This is a genomic window from Sulfitobacter sp. G21635-S1, from assembly GCF_027213915.1.
Taxonomy (GTDB): Bacteria; Pseudomonadota; Alphaproteobacteria; order Rhodobacterales; family Rhodobacteraceae; genus Sulfitobacter.
On the sequence record NZ_JAPWGV010000012.1, the window covers coordinates 43,381 to 65,279 of the forward strand.

Below are 21,899 nucleotides of genomic sequence, written 5' to 3' on the forward strand. Positions count from 1 at the left end.
ATGGCCGCCAGAAAAACCACCAGGAAACCCAATGTTTCGGCAGACGAGCTGAAAGCCTATTACAAGGACATGCTGCTGATCCGGCGGTTCGAGGAAAAAGCAGGCCAGCTTTACGGCATGGGCCTGATCGGTGGTTTCTGCCACCTCTATATCGGACAGGAAGCCGTGGTTGTCGGCCTTGAGGCCACCACCAAGGAAGGCGACAGCCGCATCACCACCTACCGCGACCACGGCCATATGCTGGCCTGCGGCATGGACCCCAACGGGGTGATGGCCGAACTCACCGGCCGCGAAGGCGGCTATTCACGCGGCAAGGGCGGTTCCATGCACATGTTCTCGAAAGAGAAACGCTTTTACGGCGGCCATGGCATCGTGGGCGCCAACGTGCCGCTGGGTGCGGGCATCGCATTCGCCGACAAATACAAGGGCAACGATCACGTCACCTTTACCTACTTCGGGGACGGTGCCGCCAACCAGGGCCAGGTCTATGAGGCCTTCAACATGGCGGCCCTGTGGAAACTGCCGGTGATCTTCGTGATCGAAAACAACCAATACGCCATGGGCACATCGCAGCAACGCTCCACCTCCTCCGCTGAGATCTGGGAACGCGGCAAGGCCTTCGGCATCCCCGGCGAGGCCGTCGACGGCATGGATGTGCTGGCGGTGAAGGAAGCGGGCGACAAGGCGGTCGCGCACTGCCGCGCCGCCAAGGGCCCCTATATCCTTGAAATCAAGACCTACCGCTATCGCGGCCACTCCATGTCGGACCCCGCGAAATACCGCACCCGCGAAGAGGTGCAGAAGATGCGCGACGAACGCGACCCGATCGAGGCCGTGCGCAACCTGTTGCTGACCGGCAAACATGCCAGTGAAGAGGACCTGAAAGCCATCGACAAGGACATCAAGAAAGTCGTGAACGACAGCGCCGAATTCGCCAAGGAAAGCCCCGAACCCGCACTTGATGAGCTGTGGACCGATATCTACGCAACCGAAGTCCCGCAGGAGGCATAAGACTATGGCAACCGAAATTCTCATGCCCGCCCTCTCGCCCACCATGGAAGAAGGCACCCTGGCCAAATGGCTGGTCAAGGAGGGTGACACCGTCGCCTCCGGCGACATCATGGCCGAAATCGAGACCGACAAGGCCACGATGGAATTCGAAGCGGTGGACGAAGGCACCATCGGCAAGATCCTGATCGCCGAAGGCACCGAAGGGGTCAAGGTGAACACCCCCATCGCCATTCTTCTGGAAGAGGGCGAAAGCGCGGATGACATCGACACCTCCGCCAAACCCGAAGCACCGGCAGCGGCCCCCGCCGCCGATGACGCGCCGCAAAAATCCGCAGCGGCCCCGGCAGAGGCCAGGTCGCACCCCGAACCCAGGGTCGATACAACCCCCGACTGGCCCGAAGGCACCACGCTGAAGAAACAGACGGTCCGCGAAGCCCTGCGCGACGGCATGGCCGAGGAAATGCGCCGCGACGAAAACGTCTTCCTGATGGGCGAGGAGGTTGCCGAATATCAGGGCGCCTACAAGATCTCCCAGGGTCTGCTGGATGAATTCGGCTCCAAGCGCGTGATCGACACGCCGATCACCGAACATGGTTTTGCCGGCATCGGTGTCGGCGCCTCCTGGGGCGGTCTGCGCCCGATCGTCGAATTCATGACCTGGAACTTCGCCATGCAGGCGATCGACCAGATCATCAACTCCGCCGCCAAGACGCTCTATATGTCCGGTGGCCAGATGGGCTCGCCCATGGTGTTCCGTGGCCCCAACGGTGCCGCGGCCCGCGTCGGCGCGCAGCACAGCCAGGATTACGCCGCCTGGTACATGCAGATCCCCGGCCTGAAAGTGGCGATGCCCTATTCCGCTTCGGACTACAAAGGCCTGATGAAAACCGCGATCCGCGATCCCAACCCGGTGATCTTCCTGGAGAACGAGATCCTCTATGGCCGCAGTTTCGACGTGCCCGAGATCGAGGATTACACGGTTCCCTTCGGCAAGGCCCGGATCTGGCGCGAGGGCGACGACGTGACCATCGTCAGCTTCGGCATCGGCATGAGCTATGCCCTGCAAGCCGCTGACAAACTTGCAGAAGAAGGCATCATGGCCGAGGTCATCGACCTGCGCACCCTGCGCCCGATGGACACCGACAGCATCATCAAATCGGTGATGAAGACAAACCGCTGCGTCACAGTGGAAGAAGGCTGGCCGCAAGGCTCGGTCGGCAATTACATCTCAAGTGTCATCATGCAGCAGGCTTTCGATTATCTCGATGCCCCGGTGATCAACTGCACCGGCAAGGATGTCCCGATGCCCTATGCAGCCAATCTTGAGAAACACGCGCTGGTGACCACCGACGAGGTCATCGAAGCCGTCAAAAAAGTCACCTACAAGTAAGGAGCGGACAGATGCCAACAGAAATCCTCATGCCCGCCCTCTCGCCCACCATGGAAGAAGGCACGCTTGCCAAATGGCTGGTCAAGGAGGGCGATACCGTCGCCTCCGGCGATGTGATGTGCGAGATCGAGACCGACAAGGCCACGATGGAATTCGAAGCCGTGGACGAAGGGGTGATCGGCAAGATCCTCGTGACCGACGGCACCGAAGGGGTCAAGGTCAACACCCCCATCGCCGTGCTGCTGGAAGAGGGCGAAAGCGCCGATGACATCGGTGACACCCCCGCACCGGCAAAGGCCGAAGCCCCGAAAGAGGACGCGCCAAAGGCGGCACCCGAAGCCGCCAGGCCCGAAACCGCTGCCGCCCCACCTGCCCCCAAAGGCGGTGACGGCAACCGCATCTTTGCCTCGCCGCTGGCCCGTCGCATCGCGGCGGACAAGGGGCTGGACCTTTCCGGCGTCACCGGCTCCGGCCCGCATGGCCGCATCGTCAAGGCCGATGTCGAAGGGCTCTCCGCCTCCGACACGCCCAAAGCCGCCGCCTCCCAACCTGCCGAGGCCGCTGCCGCTGCACCCAGGGCCGCGGCCCCGGCCGGCCCCTCCGCAGATGCCATCGCCAAAATGTACGAAGGCCGCGACTACGAGGAAGTCAAACTCGACGGCATGCGCCGCACCATCGCCGCGCGCCTGACCGAAGCCAAGCAGACCGTGCCGCATTTCTACCTGCGCCGCGACATCCAGCTTGACGCGCTGATGGCCTTCCGTGCCCAGCTGAACAAACAGCTCGAAGCACGGGGCGTGAAGCTCAGCGTCAATGACTTCATCATCAAGGCCTGCGCCCTGGCGCTGCAGGAGGTCCCGGAGGCCAACGCCGTCTGGGCAGGCGACAAGGTGTTCAAGCTCAAACCCTCCGACGTCGCCGTCGCCGTGGCCATCGAAGGCGGGCTGTTCACCCCGGTCCTGAAAGACGCCGAGATGAAATCCCTCTCTGCCCTCTCGGCGGAGATGAAGGATCTCGCCACCCGCGCCCGCGACCGCAAGCTGGCGCCGCATGAATACCAGGGCGGCAGCTTTGCCATCTCCAACCTCGGCATGTTCGGCATCGACAACTTCGACGCGGTCATCAACCCGCCCCATGGCGCGATCCTGGCCGTGGGTGCAGGGGTGAAAAAGCCGGTGGTGGATGCCGAAGGCCAGGTCAGCGTGGCCACGGTCATGTCGGTCACCCTCTCGGTCGATCACCGCGTCATCGACGGTGCCCTGGGCGCGCAGCTTCTGAACGCGATCAAGGCCAACCTCGAATCGCCGATGACCATGCTCGCCTGATCCCTTTTTGGCAGGCATATATCCTCGGGGAGTGTGAGGGGCAGACAGCCCCTCACCCGCCGCGTCAGGGACGCGGCCGTGATCATGCAAAAGCCGGGGCGCACGCGCGCCCCGGCTTTTTCAATTCTTCACTTTTTGAATTCTTCACAATGTCAGCTGGCAGTCAGACGCTCTTGGTCCCGAACATGTGATCCATCAGCACCGACGGCTGATCACAGCCCGCCTCGCCCACGATCTTCGCCGGAATGCCCGCGACGGTCTTGCAGGGCGGCACTTCCTCCAGCACCACGGAGCCCGCCGCGATCCGGCTGCAATGGCCGACCTTGATGTTGCCCAGCACCTTGGCCCCGGCCCCGATCAGCACGCCATCGCCAATCTTGGGGTGACGATCCTCTTCTTCCTTGCCGGTCCCGCCCAGCGTCACCGAATGCAGCATCGACACATTGTCGCCCACCACTGCCGTCTCACCGATGACAATCGAATGGGCATGGTCGATCATGATCCCCTTGCCGATCCGCGCCGCGGGGTGAATATCCACCCCGAAAATCTCGCTCACCCGCATCTGCACGAAATAGGCCAGATCGCGCTTGCCCTTCTTCCACAGGTGATGCCCCACGCGGTACGCCTGAACCGCCTGATAGCCCTTGAAATAGAGGATCGGCTGCACCAGCCGGTGACAGGCCGGGTCGCGCTCGTAAATCGCCACCAGATCGGCGCGCGCCGCTTCAACCAGACCGGGGTCCTCGGCAATCGCCTCATCCACGATCTCGCGCACCACGACCATCGACATCTCATTCGACGCCAGCTTTGCCGCAATCCGGTAGGAAAGCGCCTTTTCGATGGATTTATGGTGCAGGATACAGGCATGCACAAAGCCGCCGATCAGCGGCTCATCCTTCACCGCCTGCTGCGCCTCATGCTGGATCTGCTGCCAGACCGGGTCAACGCTGGAGATATTTCTGCGGGGTTCGGCCATAACATCACGTCCTTTGCTGCGCTCAGACTACCTCATGCCGCATCAGAAAACCAATGGCAAACCCGTGATGCAACTAATTTCCCATGTGTGCATGTAAGCCCTGCTTGCAAGAGGCAGCCGCGCATTTTTCCAGGACCGCCGTGACAACCATCTGAAAACACGCGCAATCCTCCGCATCGTCAAAGCGGCCCGGCGGGGCAAGCCGCCGCGCCCCGGCGGCGGCCAGCAAGGTGCCATTGCCCCATAACGGATGCACCCGCCCCAATCGCCGGGTGTGGCGGTCGGCCCAATCCGCCTCCAGGAACAGCCGCGCACAAAGCGCCGCGCGCTGTGGCGCGGGCACCGCCCGCAGGGCCCGCGCCGCCGTCCGGACGTCGCTCAGCAGCACCGCGCGCATCAGCCACCCACCACCCGCGTCTCCGCCAGCCCCGGCCCATAGACCGCCGAGATCTGCGCCACCGAGACCTCGAAGAGCAAGGTCAGACCATCGGTATCCTGATCCGCCGCGCTATAGGTCCAGCCCGGCGCATCCACCTGTTGTTCGCGCAGGATGCTGCCACCCGCCGTGATGCGCAGCAGATAGCGCTCGCTCTCCTCGCCCAATGGCACCTCCGGCACCTCCCAGGAATCGCCGTTCAACCGCGTCCGCCTGATCCAGCTCACATCAAAGCTGCCATCCGCCTGTTTGACGACCCTCAGGTGACAGGGGCTCAGCGGGCGCTGCCCGTTTCCGGCAAAGGCCGTCACCAGATGGCGATAGGACGGATCGTCATAGCCGCGCCGCGCGGGCCCGATGCGGAAATGCTGCGCCACCTGGCGCAGGTTCGGGCTGAAATCAATCTGCTGCGGCCTGCCATCCAGCAGGACAAAGCGCGATCCGGCGGACCAGACCGGCGGCATCAGCGCGTCACTCCCCGCCTGCCCCCGCAGGCGCCCCGACAGCCAGTAGACCCCCGGTGCGACCAAAGTCGCTGTCCGGAACTGGAACAACTCCCAGTTGTCCGCCGATCCGTCTCCGATCGCGGCCAGGTTCGCCCCGCTCAACAATGCCTCTTCGGTCACCGATTCCAGCGTGCCGGCAGTCAGCCTGACCTCCAGGGCGTCGCCCCGGTCGATCAACCCCGGCGATGCCGCCGCCAGATCGTTCAGGGTCACGCCAATGGTGCTGCGCGCAGGCAATATCCCGTTCAGCCGGTAATTGGCATCGGTGCTCGACTGATAGACCGCAACCGCCCCCGGCCAGGGCTGTGCCGTCGCCGCCAGATGCGGCGCATACGGCACCTCGTCGCCGCGCAGCAGCGGCAGGTCCATGAAATAGGGCTGCACCGGCACCGGCGCTGCAAAGGGCCGCAATGGCACCAGCTCATCCGTGAGCTCGGCGGCATCATAGACCTCCGGCTCGATCCGCACCGCATCCACCAGCTGCAGGTCCGATTGCTCCACCCGGTCGATCCGGTAAAGCGCCGCGCCCTCCTGCCCCTCACCGGGCAGTTCAATCACATCCCCCGCGCCCAGCGCGAGCCTTGAGGGCGGTAAGGCCAGCCGCAGATGCCCGCGTGCCACCCGCGCCTCGACCAGCCAGCGTTCGGCCACCTGTCGGCCCTCGGCCCGGGTCAGCGCCATGTTCAGCTCTGACGTCGCAACCGCATGGGTCGCCTCATCGGGCAGAACCGCCTCCTCCGCAATGGTGTCAAAATTGCCATCCGCCTGCACGAAGCGCAGCCGCACCCGGCCCGAGATTTCGGCCTCCGCCTCGCGCAGCTGTTCGCTTACCCCGTCCAGTTCCTCGCTGACCGCCAGCAGCGCCGGGTCCAGCACCTGCGGCTTCAGCCCGTCCCGCGACCGGAAGGACAGCACCCCGTCCCGCTCGACCGCATCGAAACCGTGGCGCAGCATCAGCGGCTGCAGCGCCGTCCGCGCATCCGCCACCTGATCCACGACATAGCCGCGCACATATCCATGCAGCCCCTGCGTGCTGAACGCATCCAGCCCCGCCCGCCTGCAGATCTCGCCCACCACAGAGGCCAGCGTGCGGGCCGAGCTGCGCCCGTTGATCCAGTGACCGCGCGCATAATTCTGCCCGTCGCTCCACAGATCGCGGTTGTTGGGAAAGAACGGATAGGGCCGCACGTCCCAGGCCCAGACAAAGGCCCGCGTCATGTCCAGCATCCGCCCCTCATATTCCGAAGACAGCGGATTATGCGCCGGATCATCCCAGTAGGAGGAGATCGCCCGCAGATACTGCATCTGCATCAGATCATCGCGCGCCCCCGTCGAATAGCGCGGCAGCGCACTTTCCGAGCTTTTCTGATCCAGAAACTTGTTCGGCTCATTGGCCCCCTTGTCCACCGCCGCACAGCCGTATTCCGTAAACCAGATCGGCTTTGATGCAGGCACCCAATCCGTCGGGCTCTCCTGCCGCAGGCCCCCCAGCCGATCATGATGCGCATTCTGCCACCAGTTGCGGATGTCCTTGTAGCGGTAGACCCAGGGCTCATCATAGGCGCCATCGGTGATCTCTGTCCGGATCTGCGCCGCCCGGGCCTCGGGCGAATGATAATAGAAATCATAGCCTTCGCCGCCCTCGATGTTCCCGCGCAGGTAATCGAGGTCATGGATCGCATCGTGATCCTGCGCATCCAGATGATCCTCGCCTTCGCGCCAGTCCGCCAGCGGCATGTAATTGTCGATCCCGATGAAATCGACGTTGTCATCCGCCCAGAGCGGATCAAGGTGAAAGTAAAGGTCGCCACTGCCATCCTGCGGCTGATAGCCGAAATATTCGGACCAATCCGCCGCATAGCTGATCTTGACCTGCGGCCCCAGCAGGGCACGCACCTCCCCCGCCAGCGCCCGCAACCGTGCCACCGCAGGAAAGCTGTTGCCGCTGCCCCGGATCTGCGTCAGCCCCCGCATTTCCGAACTGATGCAAAAGGCCTCGACCCCGCCCGCAGCGGCACAAAGCGCCGCGTAATGCAGAATGAAACGCGACAAGGACCATTCATCCGGCCCGGAATAGCTCACCATCTCGCCCGACACGGCAAAATCCGCCGCCGTGACCGTGCCAAAGAACGCATCCACCTCTGCCTCGGCCCCGGCGGTGCCATCCGGGCTGCCGGGCCGTCCCGGCGCCTGCGACAGGGTGATGCGCCCGCGCCAGGGCAGTTTCGGCTGGCTGCTGGCATCGCTGTAGGGGTCGGGCAGGTCGTTCCCTTCCCCCTGATCCATCAGGATAAAGGGATAGAACATCACCGCCTTGCCCGCCGCCGTCATCGCCTGAATGGCCTCGATCACCGAACGGTCCGTCGGCGTGCCGCCATAGACCGGCCTGCCGTCCTGCCGGGCGATGACCTGCGCCGCGCTTCGGGTCAGCCCCGCCACCTGCCAGGCCATGTTTTCCCCTTCGATGGTGGGGTCTTCCACCTTGGGGCGGACCGTACATTCCCCACAGCGCAGGTCATCGCCGAACCAGGACACCACCAGCGATGCGGCTTCCAATTCGGGCAATTCCTCGCCCAGCGCCTCCAGCGACACGGCAAAATCCGCCTTGCCCTGCGGCGTGTTCACATTGGCGCTCCACCGCGCCTCTGCGCCATCGACGTAAGTTACATCTGTCGTGGCCAGCCCGTATTCCCCGGTTCCGGGGATCAGAGCGACACCGCGCACCCCATGGGTCGGCATATGCGCCCAACCCGGCGCGCCGCGCTGTTCGGGGCGCAACACCTCAAAGGAAAACTGCGGCACGCGGTTGCCAAAAGCCGCCAGCTGCAGGTCCTCCATCACCACATAGGCGGTCCCGCGATAGGCAGGCACCTGCCCCGCGCCTTCGATCGCCTCCATCACCGGGTCGGGCAATTGATCCGCTCCCCCGGTATAGACCCGCATGTTCAGATCGTCCCGGGCCACTTCCTCCCCATCGGCCCAGACCCGCCCGATGCCGGTGATCTCCCCCTCGCAAAGCGCGATGGCCAGGCTCACCGAATAGCTGTACTCGGTTGTCTGCGGCGTGGGCCGCGCCCCCTTGCCCCCGCCCGAGACATTCACCGCCTCCTGAAAATCCGACACCCAGATCACATGTCCGCCAATGCGCATCCGGCCATAGACCTGCGCCACCGGTTCCCCTTCGCCCGCGCGGGTCAGGCGAAACCGGTCCACCTTGCCGGTCTCGACTGCCTGCCCGCCCTGCCCCAGCAACCGCTGATCGACAAAGCGGCCCAGCGTCGCCCCCACGGCACGTCCGATGGCAACCGATGACAGCCCCGCCAGCGTGCCGCCGACAGAGCCACCCAATGCCGCACCCGCAGCCGAAAAAATCACCGTTGCCATCAACCGTCTCCTTGAGGAAATTCAAACCGCGCCACGATCCGCCGCGCCCAGGGAGCGCTCAGCGGGCTTTCCACCACGCCGCGCCCCGCATAGGCATGGATGAAAGCCGGTGCCCGGCCCGCCCGCGCCTGCAGCCCCAGATGTTTGGCCACCGATCCCGCCCGCATCCGGAACAGCAGCACATCACCCGCCCGCGCCTGATCCAGCGGCCTGGCCCGCAGATGCCGCAGGGCGGCCGCCCACAACAGCTCCTCGCCCTGCGGTTCGGACCAATCCATCGAATAGGCCGGCACCGCCTCGGGCTCCGCCCCCAGCACCTCGCGCCAGACCCCACGCAGAAGGCCCAGACAATCACAGCCCGCCCCCTTGCTGGCCTGCTGATGCACATAGGGCGTCCCGATCCAGCCGCGTGCGGCCTCCACGATCCGGCTCACCGCAGCGACCCGCCCGTGTTCGCCCCCGTTGACCGTGGCACCGCCACCACCCAGTCTTCGCCCGGCAGGTCCGGAAACCCCTGAAAATTCAGCAGGTTGTTGAATTTCAGCCGGCAGGTCTCCATCCGCTTGTCACAGCCCGCCACCAGCCTCACGGAGGTGCCCTCCGCCAGATCCCCCCGCAATGGCTCCCACAGCTCGATCACGCGCCGCACACCGTCGAACCGGTCATGCTTGATCAACCCCCAGAGCCCCTGCGCGGTGCCGTCCAGCACCTCCAGCCGCCCCCGCGTGAACCACCCCGCCTCGAACCCCTGAAAGCTGTCCCAGGCAAAGATGCGGCCCTCTTCCACATCCTGCACATTCCGCGTCTCGGCATAGCCCGGCGTCTCCAGCGCAAAACGACAGGTGCTGTCGCCCAACACCGCGGTACAGGGCTTCTGATAGACCCGCCCCTGCGGCTGGTTCAGCACCTCGGTCAACCCGCGCAATTCGGCGCGAAACGCCCCCCCAACCCGGCGCAATTCCCCAATCGTGCCGCGAAACTGCAGCTTGCGCTGGGATGTATCGGCCCAGTTGACCAGCCAGGCCTGCACCTGCGCCCCGTCAAACCGCCCCTGCTCGATCTCGTCCTCGCGCAGGGTCACGTCACTCAGCGCGCCCAGCGCCTCGGTGTTGTCCACCGCCAGCCCCGTGCTCTGCGCAATGGCCCTGGCGCTCAACCCGGTATCGGCGCGGAACAGCTCACCCTCCATGACCAGCGGCACGTCATGATCGGTAAAGGCAAAGACGACCCCGTCCCGCCGCGTGATCCGCCAGGCATGACACAGCGTCGTATGTCCGCTCTCCAGATGCGCCTGCAGCGCCGCGCTCACCCCGGCCATCAGATCCGCACCTCGATGACAGGCACATCCGGCACCTGCCCGGCCTGAAAACTGGCAACCGAGGTCAGGATGCGGTCGGTGTCGAACCGGACGGGAACGTCAAATTCATAGCCCGCACGGATTTCGATCTCCGGATCGGGCGGATGGGCAAAGCTGACGATGCCCGTGGTCAGATCCACCTCGTAATCAAGCCCCTCCTGCACTTCATCCTGCTCCAGCCCCAGGCGCACCGTGCCCGCAACCGGCTTGCGGATCGGGCGGAGATAGCTCTGCGCGCCGGAGCGATAGGTCTTGACCAGCGGGAAGTCGGCTTTCACCCCGTCACCATAGCCGATGGTCTGATCGTCAAAGGCAGGCTCCCGCGACGCCCGGCAGGATTTGTAATCCGCCCAATCCTTCCAGCGGAAACCATGCAGCTTCCCCATCCGCGCCTCGAAAAACCCGATCAGCAGCTGCAGATCGTCAATCGACCGCATCCCGAGACCCGCATCATAGACCCTGCGCGAATGCGCCCAGGGGGTGTTGCGCTCTTCGAAGCCATTGGCCAGCGTCACCACATCCGTGCGCCGCTGCGGTCCGCCCATCGCGCCAAAGCTCAGGCTGGCGGGAAATCGTACCTCGTGAAATGCCATGATGCTGCTCCCTCCTATCTGTTGCGATTGCCGGCACCCAGCGCGCGGCTCATCTGTGCCGCGATCTGCGACTGGCTGCGCTGGAAGCCCTGCACATCCGGCGTGGTGATGTTCATCACCACCGTGGTGCCGCCCCCGGCCCCGCGCACCCCCAGCTTGCCGTCACTGCCCCGCGCCAGCGGCATGATCGCCTCCGGCCCTGCCTCGCCCATCACCCCCATGCCGCCGCGCATCGGAAACGCCGTGGCCGAACTGACCACGCCGCCACTGGCAAAGGGCATCACCCGCCCCTGGCTGAAGGCGGCCCCATCGGCAAAGGGCAGGATGCCCTGCATGATGTTGCCCACCCCCTGAGAGATCAGCCCTCCGAAGTGATCGGTCACCGGGCGCATCGCCGCGTTGTAGGTCGTGCGCATCAGCGACTGGGCCACCGTGGTCAGCGCATCCGACAGTTTCATCCCGTCGAACACCACGCCATCAAAAGCCTTGCGCAACCCCTTGCTCAGGCCCCGCTCCAATGTCGCCACGTCTTTGCCGGTCGCGGCCAGCGACACCCGCATCCGCCCCAACTCACCGTCAAAGGCCGCCACCAGCCCACCGGTCTCGGCCAGCGTGCTGTTCAGCCCCTGCGCATTGTCCTCAAGCGCGTCCATGTCTTCAAACTCAGCCATCGCCGGTTTCCTTCCTCTGATCCGGATAGGCCGCCATCAGCGCCGCCAACCCATCGCTCAGCATCGGGGCCTGCGCGCCTGCGCGCCCCAGCATGATCTGCAGTTCCACCGGGGTCAGCGCCCAGAACACATCCGGGCTCAGCCGCAGCCCATGCAGCCCCGCCCGCATCAGCGCACCCCAGTCCAGAGATTGCCCGCTGCTCACTCCGGCACCACAAAGGCCCGCGCCAGCAGCTCCGCCGCCGCCCGCGCCGCCGCCATCGGCCCGCCTCCGATCTCCGCCTGCGCGAGGGCGGCATCGCTGATCCGCGCCCCCCCGCCGCGCAGCCCCGCCCCCAGCAGCGCCACAACATCGCGGCTGGCAAAGCTGTTGCTCTCGAAGCGTTCCACAAGGGCCACCAGCGACCCCGCCTCAAGCGCCTCTTCCAGCTCGGCCAGCGCCCCCAGCGTCAGCCGCGCCACATGGCGCTGACCGTCAATGACAACCGCCACATCCCCCCGCCACCGGTTGGCCATGCTCAGACCTCCGTGGCATCGGGCGTGAACGCCAGTTCACCAGCCGACATCAGGCTGACCTCGAATGTCGCCTCGCCATTCAGCGACCCGGCATATTCCAGCGCCGTCACCTGGAACGGCCCCTGCACAACGCCAAAATCAGGAATGATGATCTGGAAATCCGGCGTCAGCCCGTCAAAGAACAACTGCCGCGCCCGTTCATCGGTGCCCGCATCGCGAAACACCCCCGATCCGCTGATGGCGGCCGAACGCACCCCCGCCCCCACCAGCAATTCCCGCCAGCCCCCGGCACTGTCGAGCGTGGTGACATCCACGGTCTCCGCATTGAAACTCACCCGCGTGGCGCGCAGCCCGGCAATGGTCTCGAATTGCCCGTCGCTTGTCATGTCCACCTTGACCAAAAGGTCCTTACCAGCTTGAACAGCCATTTCACGTCTCCTGCTTGATCCCGAAAATTCTCGTCTCAGTCGTCCTGCACCCGCGCGGCAAAGCGCAGGTCGATCTGGCGCGCCGCACCGCTGTCGATGCGCGCGGCACGCGCCCGCTCGAACCGCAGTGACACCAGCCGCCCCCGGCTCAGGGTCAGATCCGCGTCATGCAACACGTCGCTGATCGCCGATCCCGCCTGTTTGGCGCTGGCAAACCCCGGTTGCGTCGTGATCACCGACACCGTGAACCGATGCAGCGCACCCGCCCCGGTCCCGTCGGAGGCATCTCTCGCTGTCTCACTGCCCAGCCGCACATAGATCGCAGGCAGGTTGCCCGATGGCACCGCGTCATAGATCGCCGTCCCCACGATGGCCCCCAGTGCCGCATCATTGCCAAGCGCCTCGAATACCGCTGCCTGCAACGGCGCTGACCCTGCAAAACTCATGCCACCTGCTCCTCTTGCGCATGACAGATCAGGTAACGCCCATCCGGGTCGCGCTCTGTCACTGCCGTGATCTTGAAAACCCGCTGCCCGTCGCGCAGCCGCTGTTGCGGGCGTGGCCGTTCCGGGCTGCCAAAGGGCGCGCCCCGCACAACAATCCGGAACCCCGCGCGGCTGACAAAGGCCCCTGCGGCACCAGTCTCGCGCCCGGTCCGCGCCGTGATCTCCGCCCAAAGCGTGCCCAGCGGCAACCAGCCCTCGACAAAGCCCCCGGCACCGTCCGGCAATTGCTCCGGCGTCTCCAGCACCATCGCGTGGTTCAGGCGCGGCACATTCATGCCCCCAGCCCCATGCGCACTGCGCGATAGCGCTCGATCAGGCTGCTGACCCCAAAGGGCATGCAGCCCCCGCTCAGCCCGGTGTCATTGCGGTATTCATAGTAATGCGCCGCCAGCATCAGCACCGCCTGCCGCAGATCAGAGGGCACCCCCTCCCACTCCGCTGCAAACCCGGCCTCAAAGACGATCTTCACACTGCCCTGCCCAGGCACCCGCGGCAGCACCGATCCCGCCGGCCGCAGCCGCGGTGCCTGCATGTCCCGCTCCAGCCAATAGTCTGTCGCCGGCACTTCGGTCTCCGCGCCGCCCTGCGCCACCAATATGACCTGGCTGACCGCCTGCACCGGGGCCAGCGGCAGCTCCTGACCACCGGCATCACGCCATGCTGACAGCTCCAGGCTGAACGCGCGCCGCAATATCGCCTTGCCGGTGCGCGCCTCGATCGCGGCCGCGGCAGCCCGCAGGAACGACACGAGCACCGCGTCCTGTACATCCTCCAGACCAAAGCCGCTGCCCAACCGCAGATGTGCCTTGAACGCATCCACGGGCAAGGCATTGTCCGGGGCGGGTGTTACTTCGATCAACATCATGGATCATCTCCAAAAATCGCCCCCTCGGGCGGTGGTCGTCATCATTCCGGGCGCGCACCCACCCGCACCGCTCGGTCAGAGGGGAGCAGCTAGGCGATGCGAAGATATCTTCAGGCGCGCACCCGAGCCGAGGTCAGGTCTCCCCGGCCCCGGCATCCGCCACGGGCTGTTAGGCCGTGCCGAATTTCAGCAGCTTGATCGCGGCAAAATCGCTCACATCGCCGCCCACACGCTTGGTGGCGTAGAACAGCACATGCGGCTTGGCGCTGAACGGATCGCGCAGGATGCGCAGATCGGGGCGCTCCGCCACCGTGTAGCCGGCCGCAAAATCGCCAAAGGCGATGGAGATGGAATCCGACCCCGGATCGGGCATGTCCTCTGCCACCAGCACCGGATAGCCCATCAGCTGCGCAGGCTCGCCCGCCGCCAGACCATCAGACCACAGGAACCGGCCATCCGCGTCCTTCAGCTTGCGCACCAGCGCCGTGGTCTTGGAATTCATCACGAAGGACCCGTTGGCGCGGTACTGCGCCCCCAGCGCATAGACCAGCTCGATGATCGCATCGGCGGTCACGCTGCCATCCACGCCGCTTGGGACATAGCCAAGGTTGCCCCAGGACCACAGATCATTGTCGACAGTGGCATGGGTCAGGAACCCCCTGGGCTTGTCCACGCCGTCCCCGTTGATGAAGGCCTGCGCTTCGGCCCGCGCGAACTTGTTGGCAATGCGCCCGGCCAGCCAGCCCTCGATGTCAAAGGCACTGTCATCCAGCAGCCGCTGCGATGCCTTGGGCAGGGCCGACAGCTCATGCAGCGGGATGGTGATCCGGTCGATCTGCGGCGTGTCGGTCTCCGCCTGCGGCCCCGCTTCGGTGGCCCAGCCCGCGCCCACATCGGTATGATCCACCAGCACATCGAAAGAGGTCGCCTCGACCCGGACGACACTGGCAATCGCGCGGATCGACGCTGTTGCGTTCAGCACCGATTGCACGGTCTCCGAGGTCTGCGGATCGACCAGATAGCCGCCATCCGAATTGACAGCCGTGGACAGCGATTTGCCCTCCAGCTCCAGCCCGCGCAGCCCATCGTCATCGCCATTGCGCAGATAGGCGTTGAAAGCCTTCTGATGCGGCGCAGCCGCCTCCACGCCACCGGCCAGCGGGGTCCGTACAGTCATCTTGCGGTCCAACATTGTCACTCGCTCTTCTGTTTGTTGAAGTTTCATCTCAATTTCGCCCCGGAAGCCCTTGAAGTCGGTGACAAAACCCGTCACCGCCTGGCGAACCTCCTCCGCCGGAGACAGCTCTGTGCCCCCCGTTTCGGTCTTGCTCATCAATTGTCCTCACTTGGTTCAGCCGCGGGAGGTCCCGCGCGCCAGTTCAGCGCGCGCCCCGTCAAAGGCCGCCGCCATCTCCCGCAGCACGTCACCCAGGGGCGCACTGTCCCCCTTGGCGCCGACCCGCGCACTGGGCAGCATCGGGAAGGTCACCAGGGACACCTCCCAAAGCTCCAGTTCCGACAAGAGCCGCTGGCCCTTCGTGTTCTTGCTCGCCCGCAGCGTGCGATAGCCGATCGACAACCCGTCAATCGCCCCCGCCGCGATCAGCGCCGCCGCCTCGCGGCCCTTCGCCACGCTCGACAGGATGCGCCCCCTGACCCAGAGGCCCCGCGCATCTTCGCGGACCTCGTCCCAGACCCCGATGGGCTGGGCCGGATCATGCTGCCACAGCATCTTGATGCTGCGCCCCGCCGCCGCGACCGCCTTCAGACTGGCGGCATAGGCCCCGACCTCCACCACGTCGCCGCCCTGATCGGCATCGCCGAACAGGCTGGCATAGCCGCTGATCTCGGTGCCGCCCTCGACTTCGACCGCCCGCCCGAAGCGGGCAAACTTGCGCTCCAGCCCCGGCAGCCCGCCAGACAAATCTTTCCCGTTCCCCGGAACCGCCCCGAGGTCGCCTTGATCATGATCCATGACAACTCCTGTGAATTTCAGATGTTCAGGGGGTTACCGCCAGGAACGACTGCACCGCCTGCGCCAGTATCACCGCAACCACCCCATAGACGGTCAGCCACAATCTTCGTTCCATCCGCGCCATCACCCCCTCAAGCTGATCCAGCCGGCGCATCAGGTTCTCCCGATGGATTCGGCTGACTTCCTCATGGGCCTGCAAGCGCAACCCCGGCGCGCAATCGAACCGCTCGAACCCCGGCTCATGCATCGTCAGCCACCGCAGGCAGCCCCAGCAGGCTGCGCTTTTCCGCCTGGCTCAGGAAATCCGCCTGCGCCACCCGCGCCCATTGCGCGTCACGCTCTCCGGCCAGCGCGGGCACCTGGTCCAGATCGGGCTTCAGCTCCAGCACCTCGCCGCTGAACCCGGCCATCCAACCCGCCAGCGCCGCCGTGACCCGCGTGGCCAGCGGCAACACCGTCAGGCGATAGAACGCCCGGTGCGCCTCCTGGTAATTGGCATAGGTCGCATCCCCCTGGATGCCCAGCAGCATCGGCGGCACCCCATAGGCCAGTGCAATCTCCCGCGCTGCGGCCTCCTTGGTCTTCTGGAACTCCATGTCGCTGGGCGAGAACCCCATCGGCTTCCAGTCCAGCCCGCCTTCCAGCAGCATCGGACGCCCCGCATTGCGCGCGCCCTGATGATGGCTCTCCATCTCGCTCACCAGCCGCTCATACTGGTCCTCGCTCAGCTTGCCCTGCCCCTCGATCCCCTTGTAGACGATGGCCCCCGAGGGGCGCGCCGCATTGTCCAGCAGCGCCTTGGACCAGCGCGAAGCCGCGTTATGCACATCCATCGCCATCGCGGCGGCCTGCATCGGGGCAAAGCCGTAATGATCGTCCTGGGGATGGAAGTTCCGGATATGACATATGGGCCTTGCCCCTTCCGCCACCTCGAACCGGTGCCTGGCCCCGCCAACGGCATATTCATAGGCCACCGGCCAGCCATCGGCCCCCGGCACCACCGACATCCGGTCAGAGCGCAAGACATGCAGCTCCACCGGCAGGCCCCCGGCACCGCCCACCGCCTCGACATAGCCATTGCCGCTCAGCAGCAGCTGCGCATAAAGCGCCTCCAGCAGCTCCGCCCGGCCCTGCGCCCCGTTGGGCCGCGCCAGCAACGCCGCCAGCGGATGCGCCTCATAGCGCCGCTCGGCATCCTGCACCACCAGCGGCAAGGCCGCCGCCGCCTCCGCAATCAGCTTGACGGAGCGGAACCCGACCGGGTTGGCACAGAACCCGGTGCGCGTCAGGCTCACCGTGTCGCGCGGGCTCCAGGCCACGCGGCCAGAGGTCTGATAGGCCACCACCGGCCCGGTCGCCGAAACCTTCTGCTCCGGCACGCCCGCCGCCGCCGTCCCGCGCCGCAGAAAATCAAACACCATACCGTCGCTCCTCATGTCTCTTGCTGCCGGAACCCGTCTCATCCGACGCAGGAACACTTTGCCTCAAACTGATTAAGGTCCTGAAACCCCACCGCCCGGTGGGGTGCGCAACACCCGATTCTTCCTGCCGGAAATACGCAATCGCCCGGCCGCTACAGACTCCGCACACCGGGTGACCGCCACTTCGCCGCAGGCTCGATCATCAGCTCATGCAGCGCCCAGACCAGCGCATCGACCCGGTCGGGCGAACCGCCACCCTCGAACCCCTGCGCGGTCATCCGGCACATCTGGTCCTCCAGCCTGTCCAGCCCCCTGACATGGCGCACCCGGCCCTGCTCATAAAGCGCTGCAACCGGCTCTGCCCGTGCCACCTTGCCCCGGCTGGCATGTACCGATTTGAGCGGCACCAGCGGGTCGACCCCGCGCAGCACCTCGCCCACCATCTGACCGCCCTGGTTGACCTCCGCCACCAGCCGGTCCGCGCCAAAGCGTTCCATCGCGGTAATCGCCGCCCGCGCCCAGCCCGTCGGCGTCGCCCCCTGCACCGTCGCATCCGCCAGGACATAGGCCCGCCAGTCCTGCACCGGCCCGCGCGTCTGCGCGCCCACCACCACGATCCCGCATTCGTCCGAGGCACTGCCCGATGTCGTCGCCGGGTCCAGCCCCACGACAATCCGGTCCAGTTCCGGCAGCCGCGCCACCTGCGCCGCCTCCAGCGTCGCGGTTGTCCACAACGCCCCCTCAGGCTCCGCCAGCAGAACGCCCTCCAGCTCCTGCCGCCCCATGCGCGTGCCCGCATAGCGCGCCATCACCTCGTCAAGGAAAGACTGCGCCAGATGCGCGGCATTGGCCTGTGTCGGCGCATGGGTCGTCACCGTCGAGGGCGAGGCCAGCAGCGCCTTCAACACCCCCACATTGCGCGGCGTGGTGGTGACACAGACCCGCGGGTCCTCGCCCAGCCGCAGCGCAAACTGCAACTGGTCCCAGGTCGCCTGCGCCTTTTTCCACTTGGCCAGCTCATCCACCCAGGCCGCATCGAACTGCGGCCCCCGCAGACCTTCGGGGTCATGCGCCGTATGCACACAGGCCTCGGCCCCGTTGGGCCAGACCAGCCGCTTGCGGCCGGCCTCCCACACCGGCCTGCGGTCCTCGGGCGAACAGGCCAGGATGCCGCTGTCGCCAAAGATCATGACCTCGCGCACCTGCTCGATGGTCTCGCCCACCAGCGCCACCCTGCGGCATTGCCCCGGGTCCAGCGGCATCGGCCCCTCCACCATCGAACGGACCCATTCGGCACCGGCACGGGTCTTGCCCGCCCCCCGCCCGCCCATCACCACCCAGGTCCGCCAGGCGCCTTCGGGCGGCAGCTGATGGTCCATCGCCCAGAACTCGAACAGAAACGGCAATGCCAGCAGCTCCCCCTCGTCAAGGTCATCAAGAAACTGTTTTTGGAGGTCTGCACCGGCGCAGGCGATCCAGCTTGCACCCGATCTCAAACCGGGCTTTGTCCAGATCGAGGGCATAGGCTCCCCTTGCGATGCCAGCTTGTCTGTTTCTGTTTTCATGAAGATTGTTCTCCGCCTTTGCACATTGCGGGATCAGCCCCTGAATTTCCTTCAGGGCCTGCATCACCGCCTTTCCGTCGATGTCCTCTATGGACTGCGCTTGTGTCGTCAGGTCCTCGATCCGCCGCCGCAGATCCCGGACCGCATTTTGCAGGGCCTCAAAGACCTCTGCGCTATATGCCACGTCTTGCTCCTGGGTCTTGATCGTCATTCAGAGTCAAACCTTTTGCTACAGCGTCCCGCCCTGGACCTGAGACAGATCAAATCGCCAATGTCCCCAGAGCGCGTAGCGCGGCAGGGTATGGGCGGTTCAAGTTTAAGGCGGGGCGCATTAGGGGGCCCTGACCGAACAGACATGAAAAAGGCGGCACCCGGGTCACCCCGGGGCCGCCTGCCATCTGTCCTAGCATGCCTGAATCTATACGTCAGACCGTTCGCAAAGTCAAGTTTTTAAGTGTTAACAACACCTTATACGACCGCGCGCAGCCTCAGTTGCCCCCGGTAGAAGCATTGCCCGCAGCCGCCGCACCGCGTTCCGCCTCGATCTGGCGCCAGCGTGCGACATTCTCGTTATGCGCCTCCAGCGTGGTGGCAAAGGCATGTCCACCGGTGCCATCGGCGACAAAGAACACATAATCGGTCTCATCCGGCTGCGCCGCCGCCATCAGGCTGGCACGGCCCGGATTGGCAATCGGCGTGGGCGGCAACCCGGTGATCACATAGGTGTTCCAGGGCGTCTCCGCACGCAGCTCCGACCGCCGCAGGCCCCGGCCCAGCACGCCTTCCCCCTTGGTGATCCCATAGATCACCGTCGGATCGGTCTGCAGCCGCATGTTCTGGTTCAACCGGTTCACAAAGACCGAAGCCACCTGCCCCCGTTCCTCCGGCACACCGGTCTCCTTCTCGACGATGGAGGCCAGGATCAGCAGGTCTTCGGGGCTGCCGATGGGCAGATCGGGATCACGCGCTTCCCAGGCAGCGGCAACCAGCACCTCCTGTGCGGCCTCCATCTGCGCCAGGATTGCCGCGCGGTCGTCGCCGGGGCGCACCTCATAGCTGTCGGGGGCCAGCGCGCCCTCGGGCGGCACATCCGCAATCTCGCCTTCCAGCAGGTCGATGCCCTTGAGCGCCTCGACCACCTGCCAGCTTGTCACCCCTTCGGCCATGGCCACCCGGAACCGGGTGTCAGGCTTTGCCCTGAGCGTGGTGAAAACCTCCGGCACATCGCCGTCGCCGGGCGTGAACTCCGCACGTTCCACGAAACGATTGGTGGCCGGGTCCAGCTCACGCACCTGAACCGACACGCGGTTCACCCCGATCCGGTAGACCACCTCGGTGCCACAGGTGCTGGCCCCGCCCTTGGTCACCACATCGACGATCTGCGACATCGAGGTGCCGGGCTGCACCAGGAAACTGCCGGCCTTCAACTGGCCCGTCTTCTCCTCGTAATCCGCCCCGATGCGAAAGATCGCGGCAGAGGAAATCGCACCCTGATCGACCAGGCTCTGACTGACCCTGCGCATGTTGGACCCACGCTCGACCTGCAGGCAAATCGCCTGATCCAGCGGCCCCTCAGCCTGATATTGTGACTTTCCCCAAAGAATGACACCGCCCAGCAGGAACAGTCCCACAATCAGGAACGTCACTGCGTTGGACGCAATATGTCGCCACATGAATCAGACCTTTCCGAACAGGACAGAGGCATTTGTCCCGCCGAACCCGAACGAGTTGCTCAGCGCCACCTTGATCTCGCGCTCGACCTTCTTGTTGGGCGCAAGGTCGATGGCGGTTTCCACCGCCGGGTTGTCCAGGTTGATGGTGGGCGGTGCCACCTGATCGCGGATCGCAAGGATCGAGAAGATTGCCTCGATCGCGCCGGCCGCGCCCAGCAGGTGCCCGGTGGCGGATTTGGTCGATGACATCGTCACCTTGCCCGCCGCATCGCCCAGCATCCGCTCGACCGCGCCCAGCTCGATGGTATCGGCCATGGTCGAGGTGCCATGCGCGTTGATATAGTCGATATCGCCCGGCTCCAGCCCGGCACCACGCAACGCGCTGCGCATCGAGCGTTCGGCCCCGTCGCCATCCTCCGCCGGTGCGGTGATGTGATAGGCATCGCCCGAAAGCCCGTATCCCAGCACCTCGGCATAGATCTTGGCACCGCGCGCCTTGGCGTGTTCATATTCCTCCAGCACCACGATGCCGGCCCCCTCACCCATCACAAAGCCGTCGCGGTCCGCGTCATAGGGGCGGCTGGCCTTGGTGGGGTCATCGGCACGCTTGGTGCTCAGCGCCTTGCAGGCGTTGAACCCGGCAATCCCGATTTCGCAGATCGCGGCCTCGGCCCCGCCCGCGATCATCACATCCGCATCACCATGCTGGATCAGCCGCGAGGCGTCGCCAATGGCATGCGCCCCGGTGGAACAGGCGGTCACAACCGAATGGTTCGGGCCCCGGAACCCGTAGCGAATGCTCACCTGACCGGAAATCAGGTTGATCAGCGCGCCCGGCACAAAGAACGGGCTCACGCGGCGCGGCCCCTTTTCCTTCATCATGATGGCGGTATTGGCGATGGAATTCAGCCCGCCGATGCCGGAGCCGATCAGAACACCCGTCCGCTCAAGGCTCTCGCGGTCTTCGGGCATCCAGCCGGAATCCTCCACCGCCTGCTGCGCCGCCGCCATGCCGAACAGGATAAAGGTATCGACCTTGCGCTGTTCCTTGGGCTCCATGTACTTGCCCGCGTCAAAGGTCCCGTCGGACCCGTCGCCAAGGGGAACTTCGCAGGCATATTGCGTGATCACATTGCTCGCGTCGAAACAGGTGATCGGACCTGCCCCGGATTGCCCCGCCAGAATCCGCGACCAGCTTGCCTCGACCCCATCGGCCAAGGGCGTCACCAGCCCCAATCCTGTCACCACCACTCTGCGCATCATATGCCCCCTCATGTCTTTTACAGGGCTATACCTTGGCC

The 21,899-nt window shown here is 65.3% G+C and carries 24 protein-coding genes; 3 read left to right on the top strand and 21 right to left on the bottom strand.

What is annotated here, in order from left to right; all coding sequences use genetic code 11:
• The 3 genes from pdhA to O4H53_RS13110 are packed head-to-tail and all read left to right on the top strand — an operon-like array spanning position 1 to position 3,726.
• Positions 1-1,011, top strand: coding sequence for a pyruvate dehydrogenase (acetyl-transferring) E1 component subunit alpha (pdhA, locus tag O4H53_RS13100; RefSeq protein ID WP_269364312.1), 1,011 nt, complete (start codon positions 1-3; stop codon positions 1,009-1,011).
• 4 nt (positions 1,012-1,015) lie between these two features.
• Entirely contained in the window at positions 1,016-2,401 is a 1,386-nt protein-coding gene (locus tag O4H53_RS13105) for a pyruvate dehydrogenase complex E1 component subunit beta (RefSeq protein WP_269364314.1), read from the top strand.
• Between the two features lie 11 nt (positions 2,402-2,412).
• Positions 2,413-3,726 (top strand): pyruvate dehydrogenase complex dihydrolipoamide acetyltransferase, encoded by a 1,314-nt coding sequence (locus O4H53_RS13110; protein WP_269364316.1) that lies wholly within the window; start codon positions 2,413-2,415, stop codon positions 3,724-3,726.
• 163 nt (positions 3,727-3,889) lie between these two features.
• Here O4H53_RS13110 and cysE read toward each other — a convergent pair whose 3' ends face one another.
• From cysE to fabF, 21 genes are all read right to left on the bottom strand, one after another.
• On the bottom strand, positions 3,890-4,702 hold the full coding sequence (gene cysE, locus O4H53_RS13115) for a serine O-acetyltransferase (RefSeq protein WP_269364318.1): 813 nt from the start codon (positions 4,700-4,702) through the stop codon (positions 3,890-3,892).
• Positions 4,703-4,775: 73 nt separating this feature from the next.
• Positions 4,776-5,099, bottom strand: coding sequence for a DUF7742 family protein (locus O4H53_RS13120; protein ID WP_269364320.1), 324 nt, complete (start codon positions 5,097-5,099; stop codon positions 4,776-4,778).
• Complete coding sequence (locus O4H53_RS13125) at positions 5,099-9,028, bottom strand: baseplate multidomain protein megatron (protein ID WP_269364322.1); 3,930 nt, start codon at positions 9,026-9,028, stop codon at positions 5,099-5,101. The genes O4H53_RS13120 and O4H53_RS13125 overlap by 1 nt, the downstream gene beginning before the upstream one ends.
• Positions 9,028-9,462 (bottom strand): NlpC/P60 family protein, encoded by a 435-nt coding sequence (locus O4H53_RS13130; protein ID WP_269364323.1) that lies wholly within the window; start codon positions 9,460-9,462, stop codon positions 9,028-9,030. The genes O4H53_RS13125 and O4H53_RS13130 overlap by 1 nt, the downstream gene beginning before the upstream one ends.
• Positions 9,459-10,346 (bottom strand): DUF2163 domain-containing protein, encoded by an 888-nt coding sequence (locus tag O4H53_RS13135; RefSeq protein ID WP_269364325.1) that lies wholly within the window; start codon positions 10,344-10,346, stop codon positions 9,459-9,461. Before O4H53_RS13135 ends, O4H53_RS13130 begins: the two co-directional genes overlap by 4 nt.
• Positions 10,346-10,978 (bottom strand): DUF2460 domain-containing protein, encoded by a 633-nt coding sequence (locus tag O4H53_RS13140; protein ID WP_269364327.1) that lies wholly within the window; start codon positions 10,976-10,978, stop codon positions 10,346-10,348. The genes O4H53_RS13135 and O4H53_RS13140 overlap by 1 nt, the downstream gene beginning before the upstream one ends.
• A gap of 14 nt (positions 10,979-10,992) precedes the next feature.
• The gene (locus O4H53_RS13145; RefSeq protein WP_269364329.1) at positions 10,993-11,649 is read right to left on the bottom strand and encodes a phage tail tape measure protein; all 657 of its coding nucleotides are present in this window, start codon (positions 11,647-11,649) and stop codon (positions 10,993-10,995) included.
• Positions 11,642-11,854, bottom strand: a complete 213-nt coding sequence (locus O4H53_RS13150; RefSeq protein ID WP_269364331.1) for a rcc01693 family protein — start codon at positions 11,852-11,854, stop codon at positions 11,642-11,644. The genes O4H53_RS13145 and O4H53_RS13150 overlap by 8 nt, the downstream gene beginning before the upstream one ends.
• Positions 11,851-12,165: a GTA-gp10 family protein gene (locus O4H53_RS13155; protein WP_269364333.1), complete on the bottom strand. Its 315-nt coding sequence runs from the start codon at positions 12,163-12,165 to the stop codon at positions 11,851-11,853. Before O4H53_RS13155 ends, O4H53_RS13150 begins: the two co-directional genes overlap by 4 nt.
• A gap of 2 nt (positions 12,166-12,167) precedes the next feature.
• On the bottom strand, positions 12,168-12,593 hold the full coding sequence (locus tag O4H53_RS13160) for a phage major tail protein, TP901-1 family (RefSeq protein WP_114273276.1): 426 nt from the start codon (positions 12,591-12,593) through the stop codon (positions 12,168-12,170).
• A gap of 35 nt (positions 12,594-12,628) precedes the next feature.
• Complete coding sequence (locus O4H53_RS13165; RefSeq protein WP_269364335.1) at positions 12,629-13,039, bottom strand: DUF3168 domain-containing protein; 411 nt, start codon at positions 13,037-13,039, stop codon at positions 12,629-12,631.
• Positions 13,036-13,374, bottom strand: a complete 339-nt coding sequence (locus O4H53_RS13170) for a head-tail adaptor protein (protein ID WP_269364337.1) — start codon at positions 13,372-13,374, stop codon at positions 13,036-13,038. Before O4H53_RS13170 ends, O4H53_RS13165 begins: the two co-directional genes overlap by 4 nt.
• A complete protein-coding gene (locus O4H53_RS13175) occupies positions 13,371-13,964 on the bottom strand; it encodes a head-tail connector protein (protein WP_269364338.1) in 594 nt (197 codons plus the stop codon). The genes O4H53_RS13170 and O4H53_RS13175 overlap by 4 nt, the downstream gene beginning before the upstream one ends.
• Before the next feature lie 169 nt (positions 13,965-14,133).
• Entirely contained in the window at positions 14,134-15,297 is a 1,164-nt protein-coding gene (locus tag O4H53_RS13180) for a phage major capsid protein (RefSeq protein WP_269364340.1), read from the bottom strand.
• An 18-nt stretch (positions 15,298-15,315) separates the two neighbouring features.
• Complete coding sequence (locus O4H53_RS13185; RefSeq protein WP_269364341.1) at positions 15,316-15,939, bottom strand: HK97 family phage prohead protease; 624 nt, start codon at positions 15,937-15,939, stop codon at positions 15,316-15,318.
• Between the two features lie 25 nt (positions 15,940-15,964).
• Positions 15,965-16,186, bottom strand: coding sequence for a GTA head formation protein, RCAP_rcc01685 family (locus O4H53_RS13190; RefSeq protein WP_114273281.1), 222 nt, complete (start codon positions 16,184-16,186; stop codon positions 15,965-15,967).
• A complete protein-coding gene (locus tag O4H53_RS13195) occupies positions 16,179-17,360 on the bottom strand; it encodes a phage portal protein (protein ID WP_269364342.1) in 1,182 nt (393 codons plus the stop codon). The genes O4H53_RS13190 and O4H53_RS13195 overlap by 8 nt, the downstream gene beginning before the upstream one ends.
• Positions 17,361-17,512: 152 nt before the next feature.
• On the bottom strand, positions 17,513-18,883 hold the full coding sequence (locus tag O4H53_RS13200) for a DNA-packaging protein (protein WP_443069603.1): 1,371 nt from the start codon (positions 18,881-18,883) through the stop codon (positions 17,513-17,515).
• Entirely contained in the window at positions 18,795-19,136 is a 342-nt protein-coding gene (locus O4H53_RS13205; protein WP_269364343.1) for a hypothetical protein, read from the bottom strand. The genes O4H53_RS13200 and O4H53_RS13205 overlap by 89 nt, the downstream gene beginning before the upstream one ends.
• Before the next feature lie 277 nt (positions 19,137-19,413).
• Positions 19,414-20,598, bottom strand: a complete 1,185-nt coding sequence (gene mltG / locus O4H53_RS13210) for an endolytic transglycosylase MltG (protein ID WP_269364344.1) — start codon at positions 20,596-20,598, stop codon at positions 19,414-19,416.
• 3 nt (positions 20,599-20,601) lie between these two features.
• Entirely contained in the window at positions 20,602-21,858 is a 1,257-nt protein-coding gene (gene fabF / locus O4H53_RS13215; protein ID WP_269364347.1) for a beta-ketoacyl-ACP synthase II, read from the bottom strand.
• Positions 21,859-21,899 lie beyond the last annotated feature (41 nt).

What these genes read in the sequence shown, in the direction of transcription:
- O4H53_RS13185 (WP_269364341.1), bottom strand. Translation starts at nt 15,939, where the DNA reads ATGGATCATGATCAAGGCGACCTCGGGGCGGTTCCGGGGAACGGGAAA.
- mltG (WP_269364344.1), bottom strand. Translation starts at nt 20,598, where the DNA reads ATGTGGCGACATATTGCGTCCAACGCAGTGACGTTCCTGATTGTGGGA.
- O4H53_RS13135 (WP_269364325.1), bottom strand. Translation starts at nt 10,346, where the DNA reads ATGGCCGGGGTGAGCGCGGCGCTGCAGGCGCATCTGGAGAGCGGACAT.
- O4H53_RS13140 (WP_269364327.1), bottom strand. Translation starts at nt 10,978, where the DNA reads ATGGCATTTCACGAGGTACGATTTCCCGCCAGCCTGAGCTTTGGCGCG.
- pdhA (WP_269364312.1), top strand. Translation starts at nt 1, where the DNA reads ATGGCCGCCAGAAAAACCACCAGGAAACCCAATGTTTCGGCAGACGAG.
- O4H53_RS13205 (WP_269364343.1), bottom strand. Translation starts at nt 19,136, where the DNA reads ATGACGATCAAGACCCAGGAGCAAGACGTGGCATATAGCGCAGAGGTC.
- O4H53_RS13110 (WP_269364316.1), top strand. Translation starts at nt 2,413, where the DNA reads ATGCCAACAGAAATCCTCATGCCCGCCCTCTCGCCCACCATGGAAGAA.
- O4H53_RS13145 (WP_269364329.1), bottom strand. Translation starts at nt 11,649, where the DNA reads ATGGCTGAGTTTGAAGACATGGACGCGCTTGAGGACAATGCGCAGGGG.
- O4H53_RS13120 (WP_269364320.1), bottom strand. Translation starts at nt 5,099, where the DNA reads ATGCGCGCGGTGCTGCTGAGCGACGTCCGGACGGCGGCGCGGGCCCTG.
- O4H53_RS13160 (WP_114273276.1), bottom strand. Translation starts at nt 12,593, where the DNA reads ATGGCTGTTCAAGCTGGTAAGGACCTTTTGGTCAAGGTGGACATGACA.
- O4H53_RS13155 (WP_269364333.1), bottom strand. Translation starts at nt 12,165, where the DNA reads ATGGCCAACCGGTGGCGGGGGGATGTGGCGGTTGTCATTGACGGTCAG.
- O4H53_RS13200 (WP_443069603.1), bottom strand. Translation starts at nt 18,883, where the DNA reads ATGCCCTCGATCTGGACAAAGCCCGGTTTGAGATCGGGTGCAAGCTGG.
- O4H53_RS13190 (WP_114273281.1), bottom strand. Translation starts at nt 16,186, where the DNA reads ATGCATGAGCCGGGGTTCGAGCGGTTCGATTGCGCGCCGGGGTTGCGC.
- O4H53_RS13175 (WP_269364338.1), bottom strand. Translation starts at nt 13,964, where the DNA reads ATGATGTTGATCGAAGTAACACCCGCCCCGGACAATGCCTTGCCCGTG.
- O4H53_RS13195 (WP_269364342.1), bottom strand. Translation starts at nt 17,360, where the DNA reads ATGGTGTTTGATTTTCTGCGGCGCGGGACGGCGGCGGCGGGCGTGCCG.
- O4H53_RS13170 (WP_269364337.1), bottom strand. Translation starts at nt 13,374, where the DNA reads ATGAATGTGCCGCGCCTGAACCACGCGATGGTGCTGGAGACGCCGGAG.
- O4H53_RS13125 (WP_269364322.1), bottom strand. Translation starts at nt 9,028, where the DNA reads ATGGCAACGGTGATTTTTTCGGCTGCGGGTGCGGCATTGGGTGGCTCT.
- O4H53_RS13105 (WP_269364314.1), top strand. Translation starts at nt 1,016, where the DNA reads ATGGCAACCGAAATTCTCATGCCCGCCCTCTCGCCCACCATGGAAGAA.
- O4H53_RS13180 (WP_269364340.1), bottom strand. Translation starts at nt 15,297, where the DNA reads ATGAGCAAGACCGAAACGGGGGGCACAGAGCTGTCTCCGGCGGAGGAG.
- fabF (WP_269364347.1), bottom strand. Translation starts at nt 21,858, where the DNA reads ATGCGCAGAGTGGTGGTGACAGGATTGGGGCTGGTGACGCCCTTGGCC.
- cysE (WP_269364318.1), bottom strand. Translation starts at nt 4,702, where the DNA reads ATGGCCGAACCCCGCAGAAATATCTCCAGCGTTGACCCGGTCTGGCAG.
- O4H53_RS13165 (WP_269364335.1), bottom strand. Translation starts at nt 13,039, where the DNA reads ATGAGTTTTGCAGGGTCAGCGCCGTTGCAGGCAGCGGTATTCGAGGCG.